Genomic DNA, 21103 nt, shown 5'->3' on the forward strand with positions numbered 1-21103 from the left:
TGCCACAGCCATGAAACAGGTCCTCCCAGACGCATTTGGGCGGCCCGCGACACGGATCGCCCGCTCACCGGCCCGATTCCCGGGCGGTTCTGCGCACGGCGCAGATCACCTATGCGTTATCGCACCGATCGGGGCGGTCAACCGGTAAAGCGATTGTGAAGACCTTCATCAACATGGGCGCGTACGCAGCTGTCACCGGAACGACGAAGGGCGCGGCTCGCGCCGCGCCCTCCGCCAGTTCGACGCTTCGGAAGGCCGTCAGTGCGCGTGCGCGCCGGCCGCCCCGATGCCCGTCTCGGAGCGCACGTACTGCGCCTCGAAGGCGGCCCGCTCGCGCTGGGCCCGGCGGGACTTGTCCATGAGGGAGACGATCCAGATCGTCGCGAAGGCCAGCGGCATCGAGAACAGCGCCGGGTTGTCGTAGGGGAAGAGCGGGGCGGGGTTGCCCAGCGTGGTCACCCACACGGCCTTCGACAGCACCACCATGATGACCGCCGCGAGCAGGCCGACGAGGCCGCCGGCGAGCGCGCCCCAGGTAGTGGTGCCGCGCCACAGGATCGACATGGCCAGCACTGGGAAGTTGCAGCTCGCCGCCACCGCGAAGGCGAGGCCGACCATGAAGGCGACGTTCTGGTTCTCGAACACGTAGCCGAGGTAGATCGCCACGATCCCGATCACCACGGCCGAGATCTTCGACAGGTTGACCTCGTGCTTCTCGGTGGTGCGCCCGCGGGCGATCACCTGGGCGTAGAGGTCGTGGCTGATCGCCGAGGCCCCGGCGAGCGTGAGCCCGGCGACGACCGCGAGGATCGTCGCGAAGGCCACCGCGGAGATGAAGCCGAGGAAGTACGGCCCGCCCACCGCGTTGGCGAGGTTCACCGCCACCATGTTGGTGCCGCCGATCATGTCCTTCAGCTTGTCGAAGGCGCCGGCCGGCCCGAGCTTGAAGTAGACCGGGTCCGACATCAGCAGCGCGATGCCGCCGAAGCCGATGATGAAGGTCAGGATGTAGAAGTAGCCGATCAGGCCGGTGGCGTAGAACACCGACTTGCGGGCGGCCTGGGCGTCCGAGACCGTGAAGAACCGCATGAGGATGTGCGGCAGCCCGGCGGTGCCGAACATCAGGCCGACGCCGAGCGAGATCGCCTCGACCGGGTTCGACACGAGGCCGCCCGGCGCCATGATGGCGTCGCCCTTCGGGTGGACCTGAACGGCGTTGGCGAACAGCGATTCCGGGTTGAAGCCGTACTTGTACAGAACCGCGCCGGCCATGAAGGTTGCGCCGCCGAGCAGCAGGCAGGCCTTGATCACCTGCACCCAGGTGGTCGCCTTCATGCCGCCGAAGGCGACGTAGACGATCATCAGGACGCCGACGATGATCACCGCGTAGAGGTAGGGCAGGCCGAACAGGAGCTGGATCAGCTTCCCCGCGCCGACCATCTGGGCGATCAGGTAGAAGGCCACCACCACCAGGGTGCCCACCGCCGAGATGATGCGGATCGCGGTCTGGTCGAGGCGGAAGCTCGCCACGTCGGCGAAGGTGAACTTGCCGAGGTTGCGCAGGCGCTCCGCGATCAGGAACAGCACGATCGGCCAGCCGACCAGGAAGCCCGTCGAGTAGATCAGCCCGTCGAAGCCCGAGGTGTAGACGAGGCCGGAGATGCCGAGGAACGAGGCCGCCGACATGTAGTCGCCGGCGATCGCGAGCGAGTTCGTCCCGGCCGAGATGCCGCCGCCCGCCGCGTAGAAGTCGGCGGCCGACTTGGTGCCCTTGGCGGCCTTGTAGGTGATGCCGAGCGTCAGCAGCACGAAGAACAGGAACATCAGGATGGCCGGCCAGTTCGTGGCCGATTGCGCGACGGCACCGAGATCCGGGCCGGCCGCGTAGGCGGCGCTCGCGACGATGGTGGCGAGCGTCAGGCCGAGGAGGAGGCGGTTCATCGGGCCACGCTCCGCTTCAGGGCTTCGCTCAGCGCGTCGAAGCGCGTGTTGGCCCGGGCGACGTAGACCCCCGTGAGCGCGAAGGCGAACAGGATCACGAACACGCCCGCGAACAGGCCGAGGGAGGCGGTGCCGCCGACCTTCACGGCGAGGAGCGACTTGTCGAAGGCGATCAGGCCGATGAAGCCGAAATAGACGACCAGCATCAGGATCGTCAGGATCCAGGCGAAGCGGGTGCGCTCGTGAACGAGCTGCTGGAACTCGGGGGTTCGGGCGATCCGCTCGACCTGCGGATCGGCGGCGGTCTCGCGTGGGCGTGGTCCCGGGGGCGCCGTGCGCCCTCGGCTGTTCAGTGTCGTGCCGCTCATGGGTGTTCCTCCCGCGAGGGCCTGCTCTGGCCCCCCGGTTCTTCGCGTTGAGACTCGTGGTTCTTGTTGGGAGCGGGCGCCGCCCCGGCACCCGCCCCGGTCCGAACCCGCGCCGCCGGGGCGGCGCGGGTGCGATCAGCCCCGGTTCTGCCGGTTCTCGATCAGGTCGTCGACGACGGCCGGCTCGGCGAGCGTCGAGGTGTCGCCGAGCGAGCTGAAATCGTCCTCGGCGATCTTGCGCAGGATCCGGCGCATGATCTTGCCCGAGCGAGTCTTGGGCAGGCCGGGCGCGAACTGGATCAGGTCCGGCGAGGCGATCGGCCCGATATCCTTGCGGACCCAGGTCACGAGCTCCTTGCGCAGGGCGTCGTCGCCCTCCTCGCCGTCGTTCAGGGTCACGTAGGCGTAGATGCCCTGGCCCTTCACGTTGTGCGGGTAGCCCACCACCGCGGCCTCGGCCACCTTCGGGTGGGCGACCAGGGACGACTCGACCTCGGCGGTGCCCATCCGGTGACCCGAGACGTTGATGACGTCGTCGACCCGGCCGGTGATCCAGTAGTAGCCGTCCGCATCGCGGCGGGCGCCGTCGCCGGTGAAGTACTTGCCCGGGTAGGTCGAGAAGTAGGTCTGCTCGAAGCGCTCATGGTCGCCGTAGACCGTGCGCATCTGGCCCGGCCAGGAATCGGCGATGCAGAGATTGCCCTCGCAGGCGCCCTCCAGGACCTTGCCCTCGGCGTCGACCATCTCGGGCTTCACGCCGAAGAAGGGCCGGGTCGCCGAGCCCGGCTTCAGGGCGGTGGCACCCGGCAGCGGGGTGATCAGGATGCCGCCGGTCTCGGTCTGCCACCACGTGTCGACGATCGAGCAGCGCTGGTCGCCGACGACGTTGTAGTACCACTCCCAGGCTTCCGGATTGATCGGCTCGCCCACGGAGCCCAGCACGCGGAGCGATTGCCGCGAGGTCTTCTTCACCGGCCCCTCGCCGCCGCCCATCAGCGAGCGGATCGCGGTCGGCGCCGTGTAGAAGATGTTGACCTTGTGCTTGTCGACCACTTCCCAGAACCGGGAGGTCGACGGGTAGGTCGGGATACCCTCGAACATCAGCGTCGTGGCGCCGTTCGCGAGCGGCCCGTACACGATGTAGCTGTGGCCCGTCACCCAGCCGACATCGGCGGTGCACCAGTACACGTCGCCTTCGCGGTAATCGAAGACGTACTCGTGCGTCATCGACGCGTAGACGAGGTAACCGCCGGTGGTGTGCACCACGCCCTTCGGCTGCCCGGTCGAGCCGGAGGTGTAGAGGATGAAGAGCGGGTGCTCGGCCTCCACCGCCACGGCGGGGCACTCGTCCGTCACCTGCTCGGCGGCCTCGTCGTAGTAGACGTCCCGGCCCGCCTCCATGGCGACGCTGCCGCCGGTGCGGCGCACGACGATCACGTGGTCGACGAGGTCGGTCCCGAGACGCTTGATCGCCTCGTCGACATTGGCCTTCAGCGGCACCTTGCGGCCTCCGCGCAGGCCCTCGTCGGCGGTGATCACCACCTTGGAGCCGCAACCCTGGATGCGCGAGGCGAGGGAATCCGGCGAGAAGCCGCCGAACACGATGGCGTGGATCGCCCCGAGCCGCGCGCAGGCGAGCATCGCGTAGGCGGCCTCCGGGACCATCGGCATGTAGAGCGTGACGCGGTCGCCCTTGCCGACGCCGCGGTTGCGCAGGACGTTGGCCATCCGGCAGACCTGCGCGTGCAGCTCGCGGTAGGTGATGTGCTTGGATTCGTCGGGGTTGTCGCCTTCCCAGATGATCGCGGTCTGGTCGCCGCGGGTCTCGAGATGGCGATCGATACAGTTATGGGCGACGTTGGTCTTGCCGTCCTCGAACCACTTGATCGAGACCTTGCCGGGCTCGAAGCTGGTGTTCTTTACCGTCGAGAACGGCTTCATCCAGTCGATGCGCTTGCCGTGCTCGGCCCAGAACGCGTTGGGATCGGCGACCGAAGCCGCGTACATCTCCCGGTACTTGGCATCGTCCACGTGCGCACCCTCGCGCCACGCGGATTGAACCTCGATCACCTTGCCTACCATGGCGTCCCATCCCTGTTTTGGCGCCCGATCGTATCGCGGTCTCCGCCGCGCAGCCAGGACTTCCAAAGTAACGTAGCCGCCAATCTACGATGACGATATCATCGCAGTTTGGCGCGCTCCTGCGCAGCTCAATTCCCGTGAATAGATTGGGCGCAATGTAAGGGCTGATTGGGGCTTCGATGCTGCGCTGTCAAGCGCGCGCGCCCGAGCCCGCTGTCACCGGCGGCCCTCTGTTTCCGCCCCGCGGGGGTGGGGGGCGCTCACCCCTAGCCGTTGGCCGCCCGCCGCGCGGGCATGATGATCTCCACGAGCGTGCCGTCTTCCGGTCGGGCGGAGAGCTGCAGGCGCCCGCCATTGGCCTCCACGAGCGCCCGCGGCAGCGCCAGCCCGTCCTCGACATCGCCCTGCGGCGCTGCCGCCCGCGGCGCGTGGCCGGCGCCGGTCTCGCGCACCCGCACGGCGATCCCCGCCCGCTCGGCGGACCCGGTGGACACGATGATCTGGCTGCCGGCCGTGGAGCGTCGGATCGCGTTCTCGATCACCAAGCTGGCCGCGCGGCTGACCGAGCGCTCGTCGGCCTCCAGGTCGCCGATATCGGTCGAGAAGCTCGTCCGCATCACGATGCGCCCCCGCGCCGCCTCCGCCTGGAGCTGGGCGACACAGCTCGCCACGACGTCGTTGAGGTCGAGGGCGCGCGGCTCCAAGTGGAGCGCGCCGGCCTCGACGGCGGCGAGGTCCAGGAGCTTCCCGACGCGCTCCAGCATCGCCTCGCCCGAGGCCTTGATCTCGGCGAGGCAGCCCCGGTAGCGCGCGTCCCCGAGGGGGCCGAACGGTTCCTTCAGCATCGCGCCGGCCAGGTCGACGATCCCGGACACGGGCTCGCGGACGGCGCAGCCGAGCCGGTCGAGGGCATCGGCGCGGCCCGGCGCGGGCTCCGGGCCGCCCTCCGCGCTCCGCGCGAGGGCCTCGTCCTCGGCTCGAGCGATCTGGGCCACGCGCCGGCCCGCCGTCGCCGCCACAGTCAACGACATCGGAGCGCCGTCGATGCGCACGATCCGCCACCCCGGGGCAGTGCCCCTCAGGGCATCGGCGACCGTCAGGACGCTCTCCCGGTCGAAGAGCGTGACGAAGCTGCTGCCGACGATCTCGCGCGGATCGCAGCCGAACAGGCTGGCCGCCGCGCGGTTCAGCGCGACGATGCGCCCGGCCCCGTCGACCGTGACGACGCTTGTTTCCAGCGCGTCCAGAGTCGCCTCGGCGCTGGCCGTCCGTTCGGTCTCAGCGGCGCGGGCGAGGCGCTCGGCCGTGAGGGTGTCGGCGATGTCGGCGTCCTCGACCGGGCGCACGACCAGGCACGTCGCGGTCGCGCCCGACCAGGGGAGGGCGCCGGCCCGGATTTCGACGGGACGGGCGCCGCCGTCGGCCGTCGCGACGGTCGTCCGGCGCGCGGATGGGTCGACCGTCTCCGCCGGGGGGAGGCCGGGCAGCAATCCCGGAAGACCGAGGCGCGCGAGGCTCGGCAGGTCGGGGTGGCCGGTCAGATCGAGGAAGGCGCGGTTCGCCGCGACGATCGCTCCGTCGCGATGGACCAGCACCGGCACCGGCAATCCGCCGAGGAGATCGGATTCCGGGGACGGCGGCGCGTCGGCGACCGGCTCGGCCTCCGCCGTCCCGGTCTCGACATCGGGATCCGCGGCGGTCGCGCTGGTCTCCGCCGGACCGGCCTGCGGCGCCGGGAACGGCATCACCGCCCCTCCCGCGGTCCGGGGCGACCCCGATCCGGCCTCGTCACCGGCGTAGCGGGCGCCCAGCGCGCGGGCGATCTCGCGGAACGCGGCGTGCTCGTCGTTCGACAGTGGCGCGGCGACGGGATCCGCGTCGACCGCGACAGGTATCGCGGCGTCGCCGGTCCCGGCCGGGACGGCAGCGGGCTGGGCAACCTCGGACCTTGCCGGCTCCGGCGTCGCGGAGGGCACGGGCTCGGGAACGCGCTCGGGAACGCGCTCGGGCATGGGCTCCGGAATCGGCTCCGGCGTCGCGACCGATCTCGGGCTGCCGGCCGGGGCGCTGCGGATCAGGCCGAAGCCGCCGAAGCCCGAGAAGGCCGCGTCGCCCCGCCCGAGCGGGGCTCCGGACAGGTCGACCCGGAAAGCCCCGGTGCCGGCATCGAGGACCGCCGGTTCCCCGCGGAAGGTGCGCCGGTCGCGCAGGGCCGCCAGCACGGCGTCGGCGCCCGAGAGGCGCCCGCTCTCGGCCAGATCCTGCCAGCGCTGCCCGACCAGCCCGGCGAGCGCCTCCGGGCCCGTGAGGGTCGTCAGGACACCCGCGGCATCGAGGCGCCAGAGGAAGCGGTCGTCGCGCCGGAGCGGCGTCGCCGGAGGCGATTGCGGCTCCTGGGGAAGCGCCCGCGCTGCCACCGGATGCCTGGCGGGCGCGTCGACCGGTGGATCGAGCGGGCGGATCGAACGCGCGCGGCCAGCCGCCACTGGCGCGGTCGGCACGACGAGGATCGCGGGCCGGCCGTCGGCCTGCGCGCCGCGCGCCAGCCAGCACAGAACCGGCGGCGCGATCCGGCGGACATCGAGGCGCAGGCGCGCGAGGCGGGGCGCGGCGTCGCCCGCCACCGCGGTCGCGATCTGCCGGGTCAGGTCGGCGAGGGCCGGGCCGTCCAGAACCGCGGCGAGACCCGCCGCCGCTTCGGACGCGGACAGGATCCGGGCCTCCGACGGATCGATCACGAGATGCACGGGGTCGCGCGCGCCCAGAGCGGCCGCCAGCGCGGGCAGGCGCTCCCAGGTCGCGAAGGCAGTCCCCAGCCCGGGCGGGGCTGCAGCGGCCGTCGGTGTCACTGTCGTCTCCAAAGCCCGCGACCTCGAACCTAACGCGATCCTGACGCTCAACGGTCCCGCTTTGCCCGAGAAACGCGCGCGACCGTAGCCCTATTGTAAACTCCCCCGCGCCGCGGCGCTGGACTCTCGGCGCAACCGTCACACGTTTACGTTATGTCAACCTTAACGCCGTGAGCGCGGGTGGCATATGGCGGCGAATCAGTTATTGTGCACCGCACAAAGCGCCATCCACAGGCCAATGAAGAGAGGAGACGACGTATGAGCAACCCCCCGAACTACGAAGTTCCGGCCGAGATGCGCGACTTCGCCGAGAAGAGCGTCGAGCAGGCCCGGAAGGCGTTCGACAGCTTCATCGGCGCGGCTCGCCGCACCGCCGACACCGTGCAGGGCTCGGCCGAGCTGGCGCGCTCCAACGCGCTGGACGCGTCCTCGCGCGGCTTCGAGTATGCCGAGCAGAACGTGAACGCGGCCTTCGACCTCGCCCAGAAGCTCGTCCGCTCCAGGGACATGCAGGAGGCGATGCAGCACCAGGCCGAGTTCGTCCGCAGCCAGTTCGCCGCCATCCAGGCCCAGGCGAAGGAGTTCAGCGGCCTCGCGCAGAGCGCGATGCAGCAGGGCGCCGAGCGCGCCAAGTCGGCGATGCAGCAGGGTGCCGACGAGGCCCGCAAGGCCATGGAGCAGGGCCAGGACGCCGCGAAGCAGACGGCCCAGAACGCCCAGGACGCCGCCGAGCGCGCGTCGCACTGACGCTCGCACCGACGAACGGGGCCGCGGCCCGCTCCCGATCCGGGGGCGGGCCGTCTCGTTTTCGCCGGTATTGCCGCCGAGAGCCGCCGGGCGGACGCGTTGGGTCCGCGCCGAGTGAAGGGTTCAGGGATGCGCCTCACTGTTTCCGGCCGATCCGGCCTGCGTGGACCTCTCCGTCTGGCGGTCGCCGCCCTGGCGCTCGCCGCCGTCGCTCCGAGTAGCGCGGCCTTCGCCCAGTACTACGACGATCCGGGCTACGACGGCGGTTACCGGCCGGTCCCGCGCCGGGCGCAGCGCGCCCCGGTCGGCTACAATTGCGACGCCGTCCAGCAGGGAATCACTGGCCCGAAGCCGTATTCCTGCCCGCTGCCGGGGCCGCGGCCCCTCGGCGTGCGCTGCTTCTGCGACATGCCGATCGCGTCGTTCAGCCCGCCGCAGACGGCCGTCGGCCGCGTCGTTCCCTGAGGCGCAGCCCCGCGCAGGCGACCGCACACGCGACGGGCCGCGCCCCTGGGTGGGATGACGCGGCCCGTGCGGCACAGGCGGGCAAGGGGCGCGGGTGATCCCGCGCCGCGCGCTCAGTTCAGGACGACGACCTTGGCGCCGACCTTCACGCGCTCGTACAGGTCGGTGACGTCGTCGTTGGTCATCCGGATGCAGCCCGACGAGACCGCCTGACCGATCGTGTCCGGCTCGTTGGAGCCGTGGATGCGGTACTCGGTGCTGCCGATATACATGGCCCGGGCGCCGAGGGGGTTCTCGATGCCGCCCGCCATGTAACGCGGCAGGTCGGGACGACGGGCGATCATGGCCTTCGGGGGCGTCCACGACGGCCACTCGCGCTTGGCGGTGATCTTGTTGGTGCCGCTCCAGCTGAAGCCCGGACGGCCGACGCCGACGCCGTAGCGGATCGCCTCACCGTTGCCGAGCACGTAGTACAGGCGCCGCTCGGCGGTGGAGACCACGATCGTGCCGGGCGCGTAGGGCGCGTTGAACGCGACGATCTCGCGGGGGATCGGCTGGACCTGCGCCTGCGGCGCGGCCTGCACGCCCTGGCCGTAGCCCGGGGCGTAAGAGCCCTGGTAACCGTACTGTCCCTGATCGGAGTAGTACTCGTCGGCACTATCCGTGCCGAAGGGATCGTACGACGAAGCGGCGAGGACGGGCGTGGCGGCAAGAACAGACACGCCGAGGAGCGCGGCGAGTGCGGTGACCGTGGTCTTCATGAGTGGCCTACCTGTGCAATAACCTTTGCCATTACAAGCGTGAGCATAGGCTGGCAGTTCCATACTTCCGCCCGGAATTTGCTGTCCGGCGGAATACGCAGGCCGGCTTGGCCGTGCGGTGCGCGATATCACGAACGCGTGCGCGGCTCAGGAGGCCTCGTCCGTGTGGACGTCGAAGCGCGCGAGGTGGGCGTAGCCGAAGTTCGTCGAGATGGCGCAGTCGGTGGCGTCGCGGCCGCGGGCCATGACGATGCGGCCGATGCGGGGCCGGTTGTGGCGGGCGTCGAACGTGTACCAGCGCGGTCCCTCTGGGCCCTCGAGGAAGACCTCGAACCACGCGGAGAAGTCCATTGGCGCCGGATCCTTCGGCACGCCGATATCGCCGAGGTATCCGGTGGCGTAGCGGGCCGGGATGTTCATGCACCGGCACAGGGTGATCGCCAGGTGCGCGAAGTCCCGGCACACGCCCTCGCGCTGCATGAAGGCGTCGTGCGCGCTCCGGGTCGCGTCGGCGCGCTGATAGTCGAAGCGGATCCGCTCGTGCGTGTAGTCGACGATCGCCTGGACGCGGGCCCAGCCCTCCGGCGTGCCGCCGAACAGGGACCACGCGGTCTGCGAGAGCTTGTCGGTGTCGCAGTAGCGCGAGCCCAGGAGGAAGATCAGGACGTCGTCGGGCAGGTCCTGGACCGGGATCTGCCGGGCGTCCGGCACGACCGGATCGGGCTCGCCCGAATCCTCGACCGTGAAGTCGGCCGCGATGGTCAGCTGACCGGGCGGCGCGATGATGCGGTGGCAGATGTTGCCGAAGCCGTCCCGGTACGTCCGCGCCTCGAGCGGCGGATCGAACCCGATCGCGTGCGGGGTCAGCACGTCGTCGATCCGCGAGGGATGGACGCTCAGCATCAGGATCATCGGTGTCGGCTGCGACAGCGTGAAAGCGATATCGAAACCGGTCCTGATCTTCATCGGGGCCACCTTGCTCTGTCGCCGTCCGCGCGGAGTCGCCACGCACGCTCGTTCCGAGTCCGGGTGCGCGCGAACTCAACGCGCCAGGGACGCCTCCGGCCCCTGCACGGTTCGGGCCGCCGGCCCGTCGGCAGGCAGTTCCACCACGTCGACGTCGACGCGCATGCCGAGATCGTCGCTGGCGAGGCCGAAGAATGAGCCGTGCAGCGGCACGGCCTGGGCCGGATCGCGGGTCACCGCCACGCGGATCAGGTCGCGGTTGCCCACGATGCCGTTGGTCGGGTCGAACTCGACCCAGCCGGCGCCCGGCAGGTAGACCTGCAGCCAGGCGTGGGTGGAGCCGCCGCCGACGTGGCGCGCCCGGTCGTTGCGCGGGTTGTAGAGGTATCCGGAGACGAAGCGGGCGGCCATGCCGAGCGCCCGGACGCCCTCCATCATCAGCACCGCGAAGTCCCGGCACGAGCCGAGCTTCGTGCGCAGGGTCGTGAGCGGGTCCTGCACGCCCTTCTCGGAGCGGGCGAGGTAGGTGAAGTTCGCCCGCACGCTGCGCGTCATCGCGGCCAGCAGCTCCTGCGTCGGGATACGGCCCTGCGGCGGCAGGAAGCTCCGCGCCCAGGCATCGACCTCGTGCCGCGGGTCCGGCCATTGCCGCTCGATGGAGCGGGCGAGGTCCGGCATGTCCTCGGCGCCGTAGCCGAACGGGTAGTGGGTCGCGTGCGGCGCCAGGGGGAAGACCGGCGCGTGCTCCGGGGTGTGGTCGAGGGTGATGCCGCAGTCGAAGGTCAGGGTCTCGGCGCGGGTGTCGAAGGTCGCAACCGCCACGCAGTTGCCGAACACGTCGAACAGCCAGCGCAGGGCGGCCGGCTCCGGGGCAATGTCGAGGGTCGCCGCGATCAGCCGTTGATCGTAGCTGTCGCGCGGCCGGAACATGATCCGGTGCTCGCCGAAGGCGACCGGACGCCGGTACCGGTAGACGGTGCGGTGGCGGACGGAGAGGATCGGCAAGTCGCAGGCTCCGGGCTCGCGCCGACGCGGTCACCGGCGATGCAAGGGCCGGGCCCGGCCGCGCGGAACGCCTCAGACCACCGGCGGGGCCGGGTCGGCGGCGGCGCGCTCGGCCTCGACCAGCACGTCGAGGGGGCGCCACGGCTTGGCGATGAAGACGGCCTCGGCCGGCAGCTCGGGGCGGGGAATGCCGTGGCCCGAGGTGATCACCAGACGGGCCCGGGGCCACAGGGTCGCCACCGCGCGGGCGAGCTGGAGGCCGTCCATCTCGCCGGCCAGCCGGACGTCGGCGAAGACGAGGGCGACGTCGCCCCCGCGCGCCTGGAGGACCGACAGGGCGGCCTCGGCGCTGTCGCACCCGACCACGTCGAGTTCGGTTTCCTCCAAGAGGGTCTCGGCGAGCGCGCGGATCTCGGGATCGTCCTCCACGACGAGCGCGAGACGCGGCGGACCGGCCTCGGCCGCCACGACGCTCGGCGCGCCCGGGGCGGCCTCGTCGCCCTCGTTCTGCCGCACGCGGCGGACCAGGGCCGCGAGGTGCTCGGGCACGCCCTCGGTGACCAGATCATCGTAGAACGACGCCAGTTTCTGACCAATCTGATCGAGCGGAATACCCGGTGACAGCGTATCGGTGAGCGGCAGGGGTGCGCTCGTCTGGTGCTTTTTCAAGGACTCCCCCCGAAGTCGACTTCCGCGCCGCTCGAGGATGCGGCGCTTGAAGGAGGAAAGTCGGCAATCCGCCGCTGGTTGCGCCGGGCGTTCGGAATCCCGCCCGGCGTCACAGAGCCGTTACTGCGTGGCGAGCCCGGCGTCGGCGTCGGCATACGCCATGATTCCAGAGACTTGGCGGACGTTCTGGTAGCGCGTCCCGCGGGTGCTCATCATCGCCTCGAACTTCTCGTGCACCTGCGCGACCGACAGGCTCAGGGGCTTGCGGTGGCGGCCGCGCCCGACGAAGCGCCCGGCGGCGAAGAAGATCGAGCGGTTGGCCCGGGCCGGCCCCGGGAGCAGGGCCGCCGCGGCGGCGGCCGGCTTGTTCACGACGTTGGCGAGGAACTCCTCGGCGTCGTCCGGTCCGAGGAAGTGGGCGAGGTAGACCTCGCCGAGGGTCAGCTCGCGGCCGATGCGCAGGGCGATGCGGGCCGCGTCGCGCTTCAGCATCTCGCCGGCCATCAGCGCCGAGAGGTACGGGTCGCGGCGCAGTTCCAGCACCCGGGCGCGCTCCGCCGGATCGGTGATCACCGGCCGGTCGTTGGCGTCGGAGGTGATCAGCGCCGCGTCCTTCTCCAGCCCGTACTTGGCGCCGAAGTCGCGAACCACGCCGAGCCAGGTCCGCTCGATGAACTGGTAGAGGCCCGTCGCCGAGGAGGTCTTGGCCTGGACCGCCGTGACGAAGCTAGATTCCTTGTCGGCTACCGCCATCAGCAGCACCGGATCGGTCTGGACCGCCTGGGCCGCCCGGACGATCGTCTGCACGAGGTGGCGCCGGATCTTCATCGGGCCGAACTCGAGGATGTCGTTCGGATCGCCGACGGCGCTCTCGGACAGCAGGAAGTCGTACGACACGCGGTCGACCGTGTTGGAGCCGAGTTCGGTGTCGAGGTCGTGCACCGGGGCGAAGCTCGCGGCAGCGCGCAGCGGAGTCTGCTCCAGCGGGGTGCTGAGGGCGACGGTGTGGATGCGCGGGCGCGGCATCGGGAGCTCGGTGGCGGCCTCCGCGACCGACACGGCCGGCGACAGGCCGACCTTGGCGAGGTCCACGCCCGACCCGATCAGCGCGGCGCTGAGGCCGCCGGCGATCATCGAGACGGTGAGCAGGGAGCGGAACAGCGCGGGGCGGCTGCCATGGGCACGGCCCAGCATGGGCTGTGCGGCGATCACGTCGGCGCGGCCCGAGCCGAAATGGCCCTGCTTGCCGGTGATGGTCCTCGGCGATCCGACCGTGCGGCCCTGCATCGTTATCCCGACTCTCCACACGCCGCTGTGGCGCTACGGACTCACCATCGCTTGACAGATGTGGCGACAACACGGCCGCGCTTGTGGCCGAGTTGCGGCGTCCCGTGGAGATTTCGGGGCAGGCCGCCCGTGACTCGCGCGGCATCCCTCCTTAAGAGGGCGCCATGCGGGCGCCGGGCGGATGACGCGCGGCCGCCCTTTCCCGTCCGTACTGCCAGAGTCAGCCCCGATGAGCGGCGTCAACGAGATCCGGTCGACCTTCCTCGACTACTTCGCCAAGGCGGGCCACGAGGTCGTGCCGTCCTCGAGCCTCGTGCCGAAGAACGACCCGACGCTGATGTTCACGAACGCCGGCATGGTGCAGTTCAAGAACGTCTTCACCGGGATGGAGAAGCGCGCCTACGACCGGGCGACGACGGCGCAGAAATGCGTGCGGGCCGGCGGCAAGCACAACGACCTCGACAATGTCGGGTACACCGCGCGCCACCACACGTTCTTCGAGATGCTCGGCAACTTCTCGTTCGGCGACTACTTCAAGGACCGCGCGATCGAGCTGGCCTGGACGCTGATCACCAAGGAGTTCGGCCTCAAGCCCGACAAGCTCCTCGTCACCGTCTACGCCGACGACGACGAGGCCGCCGGCCTGTGGAAGAAGATCGCCGGCTTCCCGGACGAGAAGATCATCCGGATCGGGACCTCCGACAATTTCTGGCAGATGGGCGATACCGGCCCGTGCGGCCCCTGCTCGGAGATCTTCATCGACCAGGGCCCGGCGCTCCAGGGCGGACCGCCCGGTTCGCCGGACGAGGACGGCGACCGCTTCCTCGAGTTCTGGAACCTCGTGTTCATGCAGTACGAGCAGCTGGAGCCGGGCGTGCGCAACCCGCTGCCGCGGCCGTCGATCGACACCGGCATGGGCCTGGAGCGCATGGCCGCGATCCTCCAGGGCGTCCACTCGAACTACGACACCGACCTGTTCCGCGCGCTCATCGACGCGGTGGCCCACGCGGTCTCGCGGGCGCCGGAGGCGGCCACGATGGCGTCCTACCGGGTGATCGCCGACCACCTGCGGGCGGCCTCCTTCCTAGTGGCCGACGGTGTGCTGCCGGGCAACGAGGGCCGCGGCTACGTGCTGCGCCGGATCATGCGCCGCGCCATGCGCCACGCCGAGATCCTGGGGGCCCGCGAGCCCACCATGTTCCGCCTCGTGCCGACCCTCGTGCGCGAGATGGGCCAGGCCTACCCGGAGCTGATGCGGGCCGAGAGCCTGATCGCCGAGACCCTGAAGCTGGAGGAGACCCGCTTCCGCCGCACCCTCGAGCGGGGCTTGTCGATCCTCGACGCCGAGAGCCGCGACCTCCGGGAGGGCGACAAGCTCTCCGGCGAGACCGCCTTCACCCTCTACGACACCTACGGCTTCCCCCTCGACCTGACGCAGGACGCGCTCAAGGCCCGCGGCATCGGCGTGGACACCGACGCCTTCGCGGCCGCGATGCAGCGCCAGAAGCAGGCGGCCCGCGAGGCCTGGAAGGGCTCGGGCGAGGCGGCGACCGAGACGGTGTGGTTCGGACTGCGCGAGCGCGTCGGCGCCACCGAGTTCCTGGGCTACGAGACCGAGACCGCCGAGGGCATCGTGACCGCGCTTCTGCGCGACGGCGCCGAGGTGAAGGCCCTCGAGGCTGGTCAGACCGGCCTCGTCCTCGTCAATCAGACGCCGTTCTACGGAGAGTCGGGCGGCCAGGTCGGCGATACCGGCCTGATCCTGGCGCCGGGCGTGCGGGCGCGGGTGACCGACACCCAGAAGAAGCTCGGCGACGTGTTCGTCCATCACGTCACCGTGGAGGAGGGGTCGGTGAGCCTCGACCAGCCGGTCGAGCTGAAGGTCGACAACGCCCGCCGCAGGGCGATCCGGGCCAACCACTCGGCCACCCACCTGCTCCACGAGGCCCTGCGGCAGGTGCTGGGCGACCACGTCGCCCAGAAGGGCTCGCTGGTCAGCCCCGACCGGCTGCGCTTCGACATCAGCCACCCGAAGCCGATCGAGGCCGACGAGCTCGGCCGCGTCGAGGACATCGCCAACGCGGTGCTGCTGCAGAACGCGCCCGTCGTCACGAAGCTGATGGCCGTTGACGACGCGATCGCGTCGGGCGCCCGCGCGCTGTTCGGCGAGAAGTACGGCGACGAGGTGCGGGTGGTCTCGATGGGGCTGCCGGTCGACGGCGACGCCGCGCAACCGCGCGCCAAGAATTTCTCCGTGGAGCTCTGCGGCGGCACCCACGCCGCGCGCACCGGCGATATCGGGGCAATCACCATCGTGGCCGAGAGCGCGGTGGGCGCGGGCGTGCGCCGGATCGAGGCGCTGACGGCCGACGCGGCGCGCCGTCACCGCGCCGAGGAGGCCCGGACGCTGGCGGCGCTCGCCGGCATCCTCAAGGCGCCGGTCTCTGAGGCGCCCGACCGCCTGACCGCGCTGATGGAGGACCGGCGCCGCCTGGAGCGCGAGCTGGCCGAGACCCGTCGCAAGCTCGCCATGGGTGGCGAGGGCGGCCCGGGCTCGGGCGCGCAGCAGACCGAGATCGGTGGGGTGGCCTTCCGCCGCTCCGTCATCGAGGGGCTCGACATGCGCGACCTCAAGCCGATCGTCGACGAGGAGAAGAAGCGCCTGGGCTCCGGCATCGTGGCGGTGGTCGGCGTCGGACCGGACGGCAAGGCCGGGCTGGTGGTCGGCGTCACCGACGACCTGACCGCGCGCTACGACGCGGTCGGGCTGGTCCGGGCCGGGGCCGGGGCGCTCGGCGGGAAGGGCGGCGGCGGCCGCCGCGACATGGCGCAGGCCGGCGGCCCGAACGGGGCCGGGGCCGAGGCCGCCCTCGACGCCGTCGCGCAGGCTCTCACCGAGGCCGCCTGAGCCGCGACGGGCCGCGGAAGGGCCGCACCGTCGCCGGCGCGGCCCGATTGTCCTCCGCGAGACCGGCGCGGTCGCCCCGACAGGCTCCCGCGTCCGTTCCGGCCCCGGGCGAACATCGCGGCCCCCTCGCGGGTCCTGCGCCGCTCGGGTCACCGGGGATCAGGCGAGATCACCGGCTGCCGCCGCCGCCACCGCCCTGCGGCGCGACCCGCGACGGCTGGTTGGCGTTGCCCGCTGCCGCCGAGTTGTTGGAGATCGTGTCGGCCGGCCGGCCGGTAGGCGAGTAGCTCACGGCGGCTTCGTTCCCGGTGGCGTCGATCTGCTGGCTCACCACGCCCGGCGCGCCGGGAGCGGGCGCGACGGGCCGGGCCTCGACCTGGGCGCTGGCCGGCGCGACGGTGGCGAGGGCGAGAAGAGCGGCGAGACATGTCCGGGTCATGAGAATCCTTGCTGGTTCCAGACCCAGGCAACCTCAGTCGCGCGCGATCGATCCCGCGTTGTTGCGACGCGGCACCGCCTCGCCCCGGCGCCCGCCGCGCGCGATCACTTCACGCGCGTCCAGGTCTGCCGCTTGCAGAACACGCTCATGACGCAGCCGGAGACCTCGAGCGAGTCGGGTCCCGTGAGCTTCAGCGAACCGGAATAGGTCTTGCCGTCGTTCGGGTTGTAGAGCGACCCCGAGAAGCCGCCGCCTTCGGGCTGTCGCGCGTCGAGGATCTGGACGCCGACGACGCTGCGGCCACGCAGGGCCGGATCCGGGTTCTTCGCGTCGAGCCCCTTCCCGGGCGCGCTGATGATCGTGCCACAGAAGCCGCCGCCGCAGGGCGCGATGCGGACCTTCGAACTGCCGGTTTCCGTCAGCCATACGCCGGCCGGATCGGCCGCCAGGGCCGGCGCGCACGCCGCGCCCGTCGCGAGCAGGGCCAGAACCGCGCGACGAAACCTCGAACCCATACCTGTTCCTCCCAACCGAGAACGCGGCCGGGTTCTACCGCGATGCCTGCGGCAGCGCACCGCCCAGATACGTCTCGACGACCTCGCAGAACGGCTGCCCGGCCCCGGTCGACAGCACGGCGTCGATCTCGAAGAGCGGATCGTCCGGTCCGGGCATGGCGCTCCGGACCGGCGCGCGCACCTCGACGGTGCTGCGCACCGGGGCGAGGGGACGCACGACCCGGCCGAAGGGCGTGCGGGTGGTGTCCAGCGTCGCGTTCATCTCCGGCGTGAGCCGGGCCGGCACGTACCAGTTATCCGCCTCGGACAGGACGCGGTCCCCGCAGGCGAGACGGACGCGGCGGTAGCGCACCGGCTCGTCCGGGCCGATCGCGAGACGGGCGCGCTGCGCGGCCGTCAGGGGCTTGTCGGCCACGGGCACGCGCTCCGCCACGAGGTGCGGGTCCCCGGCGAGCTTGTAGTCGGCGCACCAGCTCTCGAGAGCGAAGGTCGCGCTGTGCGCCGCGAGGATACGGCTCCGCAGCGAGGCGATGAGCGCCTGCGGCCCGTCGGCGGCGGACGGCGTATCGGCCGGCTTCGGCGCCTCGGCGGCGTCGCGCGCCCAGCTCGGCGCCCCGGTCACCGCGACCGACCCCAGCAGCACCGCGAGGGCCAGGGGCGGCACCCGGAGCGCTGGTGCGGTCGTTGCGGGCCGCGGGGCCCCGCGCGAGAATCGATCCCACGCCAGTAATGACAAGATGTGGGCAGCGGGGCGGAAAGACGGTCCGGTGTGCCACAGCATCTCGGATCATATCCTCTCAGCTGAACCACCAGATCTTCGCCACGTACTGCCGCATCGAGGCCCGGCAGAACGCTCCGACCGGACGGCTTCCCGGCCGAGCCGGCGACGCGGGCCGAGATCTATACAAGACGCGGCGATCCGTCGAGCCGCCGGGCGGACGGGCCCGGCGCCGACGTCGTGTCTACCGACGGGCGACCGGCGGCAGGTCGGTGCAGAGGCCGAGCCCGGCCTCCGCCGCGAGACCGATCGTCTCGCCGAGCGTCGGGTGGGGGTGGATCGTCCGGCCGATATCGGTGGCGTCGGCGCCCATCTCGATCGCCAGCGCGACTTCGCCGATCATGTCGCCGGCGCTCGGGCCGACGATGGCGCCGCCGACGACGCGCCTGGTCTGCGCGTCGAACAGAAGCTTGGTCAGGCCGTAATCGGCGCCGTTGGCGATGGCCCGGCCCGAAGCGGCCCAGGGGAAGCGCGCCACCTCGACGGCCCGCCCGGCCGCCTTCGCGGCCGTCTCGGTGAGGCCGGCCCAGGCGATCTCCGGGTCGGTGTAGGCGACCGACGGGATCACGGCGGCGTCGAACCCGGCCTTGTGGCCGGCGGCCGCCTCGGCGGCGACGTGGCCCTGATGCACCGCCTTGTGGGCGAGCATCGGCTGGCCGACGCAATCCCCGATGGCGAAGATGTGCGGCACGTTCGTGCGCATCTGGGCGTCCACCGGAATGAAGCCGCCGTCCAGCGCAACGCCGGCCGCGTCGAGACCGAGCGTCGCCCCGTTGGGCCGGCGGCCGGCGGCCTGGAGCACGAGGTCGTAGGTTCCGGGCTCGGCCTCCCCCGAGAAGGTCACGGCGATCCCGTCCGGTTTCGCCTCGGCGGAGACGACCTCGACCCCCGTCAGGACGCGGTCGAAACGGTGGGCGTTGCGCTTCGTCCAGACGCTCACGAGATCCCGGTCGACGCCCTCGAGCAGGCCGGGCAGGCGCTCGACTACGTCGACCCGCGCGCCGAGGGCGCTGTAGACCGTTGCCATCTCCAGGCCGATGATGCCGCCGCCGATCACCAGGAGCCGGCGCGGCACGGCGGTAAGTTCCAGCGCCCCGGTGGAATTCACGACCCGCGGATCGTCCGGGAGCATCGGCAGGGCCACCGGCGCCGAGCCCGCCGCCACGACGGCGCCCGTGAAGGTGACGTCCCGCGTGCCGCCGTCGTGCAGCGTCACCGAGACCGTGCGGGGCCCGGTGAAGCGGGCTGTCCCTCGGACCACCTCGACCTTGCGCTGGCGTGCCATCTGGGCGAGCCCGTCGGTGAGGCGACGGACGGTGCCGGCCTTGAAGGTCCGCAGCTTCTCCAGATCGACCGTCGGCGCGCCGAAGCTGATCCCGTGCGCGGCCAGCCGGACGGCCTCCTCGGTGACCGCGGCCACGTGGAGCAGCGCCTTCGAGGGGATGCAGCCCACGTTGAGGCAGACGCCGCCGAGGGTCGCGTGGCGCTCCACCAGGACGACCCGCTGCCCGAGATCGGCGGCCCGGAAGGCGGCTGAGTAGCCGCCCGGTCCTCCGCCGATCACCAGGAGATCGCAGCCCGCGCCGGCCTGCGGCTTCGGCGGCGGCGCGGCGGGCGTGGGCGCGGGGGTCGGAGCCGAGGCCGGCGCAGGGGTCGGTTCGCCGCGCGCGTCGGTCGCCTCGACCGCGAGGCGGGCGACGAGGGTGCCGGCCGAGACCGTGTCGCCGAGGCCGACCAGCATCTCCACGAGGCGGCCCGCCGCGGGGGAGGGGATGTCCAGCGTCGCCTTGTCGGATTCGACCACCAGCAGGGTCTGGTCCTTGGCGACCGGCTGGCCGGGCGCCACCGGGATCTCGATGACGGGCACGTCGGCGTAGTCCCCGAGATCGGGGACGCGGATGTCGAGGGTCTCGGGCATGGCGGCGGTCACAGGAGGGCGCGGCGCAGGTCCGACAGGACCGAGGCCACGTGGCCGAGGAAGCGGGCGGCGGCGACGCCGTCCACGACGCGGTGGTCCCAGGACAGGCTGAGCGGCAGGATCAGGCGCGGCTGGAAGGCCTTGCCGTCCCAGACCGCCTCGGTGCGCGAGCGCGCCGCGCCCAGGATCGCGACCTCGGGGGCGTTGATGATCGGGGTGAAGCCGTCGCCGCCGATGCCGCCGAGCGACGACACCGAGAAGCAGCCGCCCTGCATGTCGGAACCCGGGAGGGTTCCGGCCCGGGCCTTCTCGGCCATCGCGGCCATCTCGGTGGCGATCTCGATGAGGCCCTTGCGGTCGCAGTCGCGCACCACCGGCACCATCAGGCCCTTCGGCGTGTCCACCGCGAAGCCGACATGGACGTAGTCCTTCAGGACGAGGTCGCTGCCCTCCAGGGAGGAATTGAAGCGCGGATAGGCGCGCAGCGCCGAGGCCGCCGCCTTGATCAGGAAGGCCACCATGGTGACCCGGGCGGGCGGCGTGCGTGTCTCCGTGTTGAGGCCGACCCGGAACGACTCGATCTCGGTGACGTCGGCCCGGTCGAAATTGGTCACGTGCGGGATCGTCAGCCAGTTGCGGCTGAGATTGGCCCCAGAGAGACTCTGGATGCGCGAGAGCGGCTCGCGCCGCACCGGCCCGAACTTGGCGAAGTCGACCTCCGGCCAGGGCGGCAGGCCGGCGCCGATGCCGGACGCGGCGACGGGCGCCTGGACCGGCGCGTTGAGGGCCGCCTTGACGAAGGCGTGCACGTCCTCGCGCAGGATCCGCCCCTTCGGGCCGGTGGCGGCGACGCGGTCGAGCCCGACGCCCAGCTCGCGGGCGAGCTGGCGGACCGACGGGCTGGCATGCACGTCGCCGCTTGTCGCCTGGATCGGGTCGGCCCGCATCGGCTCCAGCGAGGCGCGACCGGCTCCCTCTCCCGTGCGGGCGAGGGCTGGGGTGAGGGGGATGCCGTCTCCGGACAACCCGGATCCCTCACCCTGTCCCTCTCCCGCACGGGAGCGGGGACCCGCGCCATGCCCGGAAGCCGACGGCGCTGCGGCCGCGGCAGGCGGTGCCGCCGCGGTCTCGACCCCGCCGCCCTCGGCAGGCTCCACCGTCAGGATCGGTGTGCCCTCGGAGACCTTCGACCCCACCGACACCAGCAACTCGCGCACGATGCCGGCGACCGGGGAGGGGACCTCCATGGTGGCCTTGTCGGACTCGATGCTGAGGATCAGGTCGTCCACCGCGAGGCGGTCGCCGGGCTTCACCAGAAGCTCGATGACCGGCACGTCCCGGTAATCGCCGATGTCCGGAAGGGCGATCTGCAGCGCGGCGCTCATGCGGTCGGATGTCCGTGGCT

The 21103-nt window shown here is 71.6% G+C and carries 17 protein-coding genes; 3 read left to right on the forward strand and 14 right to left on the reverse strand.

Annotated elements, in window-relative coordinates; genetic code table 11:
* Positions 1 to 258: 258 nt before the first annotated feature.
* From BM314_RS21605 to BM314_RS21620, 4 genes are all read right to left on the reverse strand, one after another.
* On the reverse strand, positions 259 to 1941 hold the full coding sequence (locus BM314_RS21605) for a cation acetate symporter (protein WP_091980122.1): 1683 nt from the start codon (positions 1939 to 1941) through the stop codon (positions 259 to 261).
* Positions 1938 to 2309, reverse strand: a complete 372-nt coding sequence (locus tag BM314_RS21610; protein WP_091980124.1) for a DUF485 domain-containing protein — start codon at positions 2307 to 2309, stop codon at positions 1938 to 1940. The genes BM314_RS21605 and BM314_RS21610 overlap by 4 nt, the downstream gene beginning before the upstream one ends.
* Before the next feature lie 135 nt (positions 2310 to 2444).
* Positions 2445 to 4391 (reverse strand): acetate--CoA ligase, encoded by a 1947-nt coding sequence (acs, locus tag BM314_RS21615; RefSeq protein WP_020092882.1) that lies wholly within the window; start codon positions 4389 to 4391, stop codon positions 2445 to 2447.
* A 266-nt stretch (positions 4392 to 4657) separates the two neighbouring features.
* Positions 4658 to 7240, reverse strand: a complete 2583-nt coding sequence (locus tag BM314_RS21620) for a sensor histidine kinase (protein WP_244539997.1) — start codon at positions 7238 to 7240, stop codon at positions 4658 to 4660.
* A 258-nt stretch (positions 7241 to 7498) separates the two neighbouring features.
* On the opposite strand from BM314_RS21620, the gene BM314_RS21625 reads away from it, so the two are divergent.
* Complete coding sequence (locus BM314_RS21625; RefSeq protein WP_012322487.1) at positions 7499 to 7987, forward strand: phasin; 489 nt, start codon at positions 7499 to 7501, stop codon at positions 7985 to 7987.
* A gap of 129 nt (positions 7988 to 8116) precedes the next feature.
* The gene (locus BM314_RS21630; protein ID WP_020092880.1) at positions 8117 to 8452 is read left to right on the forward strand and encodes a hypothetical protein; all 336 of its coding nucleotides are present in this window, start codon (positions 8117 to 8119) and stop codon (positions 8450 to 8452) included.
* A gap of 113 nt (positions 8453 to 8565) precedes the next feature.
* On the opposite strand, the gene BM314_RS21635 is transcribed toward BM314_RS21630, so the two are convergent.
* The 5 genes from BM314_RS21635 to BM314_RS21655 form a co-directional block, all read right to left on the reverse strand.
* Complete coding sequence (locus tag BM314_RS21635) at positions 8566 to 9213, reverse strand: L,D-transpeptidase (protein WP_020092879.1); 648 nt, start codon at positions 9211 to 9213, stop codon at positions 8566 to 8568.
* Positions 9214 to 9360: 147 nt separating this feature from the next.
* Positions 9361 to 10179: a transglutaminase domain-containing protein gene (locus BM314_RS21640; RefSeq protein ID WP_091980127.1), complete on the reverse strand. Its 819-nt coding sequence runs from the start codon at positions 10177 to 10179 to the stop codon at positions 9361 to 9363.
* A 75-nt stretch (positions 10180 to 10254) separates the two neighbouring features.
* Complete coding sequence (locus BM314_RS21645) at positions 10255 to 11184, reverse strand: transglutaminase family protein (protein ID WP_091980129.1); 930 nt, start codon at positions 11182 to 11184, stop codon at positions 10255 to 10257.
* A 72-nt stretch (positions 11185 to 11256) separates the two neighbouring features.
* Entirely contained in the window at positions 11257 to 11853 is a 597-nt protein-coding gene (locus BM314_RS21650) for a NepR family anti-sigma factor (protein ID WP_082558049.1), read from the reverse strand.
* Positions 11854 to 11973: 120 nt separating this feature from the next.
* The gene (locus BM314_RS21655; RefSeq protein WP_056531990.1) at positions 11974 to 13140 is read right to left on the reverse strand and encodes a transglycosylase SLT domain-containing protein; all 1167 of its coding nucleotides are present in this window, start codon (positions 13138 to 13140) and stop codon (positions 11974 to 11976) included.
* A gap of 229 nt (positions 13141 to 13369) precedes the next feature.
* Between BM314_RS21655 and alaS the strand changes: the two genes are divergently transcribed.
* Positions 13370 to 16048, forward strand: coding sequence for an alanine--tRNA ligase (gene alaS / locus BM314_RS21660; protein WP_091980131.1), 2679 nt, complete (start codon positions 13370 to 13372; stop codon positions 16046 to 16048).
* Positions 16049 to 16217: 169 nt separating this feature from the next.
* Here the strand turns inward: alaS and BM314_RS21665 are convergent, their stop codons facing one another.
* The 5 genes from BM314_RS21665 to BM314_RS21685 all read right to left on the reverse strand — a co-directional run bounded on the left by BM314_RS21665 (position 16218) and on the right by BM314_RS21685 (position 21083).
* The gene (locus tag BM314_RS21665; protein WP_012322495.1) at positions 16218 to 16487 is read right to left on the reverse strand and encodes a hypothetical protein; all 270 of its coding nucleotides are present in this window, start codon (positions 16485 to 16487) and stop codon (positions 16218 to 16220) included.
* Between the two features lie 104 nt (positions 16488 to 16591).
* On the reverse strand, positions 16592 to 17002 hold the full coding sequence (locus BM314_RS21670; RefSeq protein WP_020092873.1) for a DUF2147 domain-containing protein: 411 nt from the start codon (positions 17000 to 17002) through the stop codon (positions 16592 to 16594).
* A gap of 34 nt (positions 17003 to 17036) precedes the next feature.
* Entirely contained in the window at positions 17037 to 17645 is a 609-nt protein-coding gene (locus tag BM314_RS21675; protein ID WP_091980169.1) for a hypothetical protein, read from the reverse strand.
* 319 nt (positions 17646 to 17964) lie between these two features.
* Complete coding sequence (gene lpdA, locus BM314_RS21680) at positions 17965 to 19698, reverse strand: dihydrolipoyl dehydrogenase (RefSeq protein WP_091980171.1); 1734 nt, start codon at positions 19696 to 19698, stop codon at positions 17965 to 17967.
* A gap of 8 nt (positions 19699 to 19706) precedes the next feature.
* A complete protein-coding gene (locus BM314_RS21685; protein ID WP_091980173.1) occupies positions 19707 to 21083 on the reverse strand; it encodes a 2-oxo acid dehydrogenase subunit E2 in 1377 nt (458 codons plus the stop codon).
* Positions 21084 to 21103 lie beyond the last annotated feature (20 nt).

It is taken from the genome of Methylobacterium sp. 13MFTsu3.1M2 (assembly GCF_900112625.1).
Classification (GTDB): domain Bacteria; phylum Pseudomonadota; class Alphaproteobacteria; order Rhizobiales; family Beijerinckiaceae; genus Methylobacterium.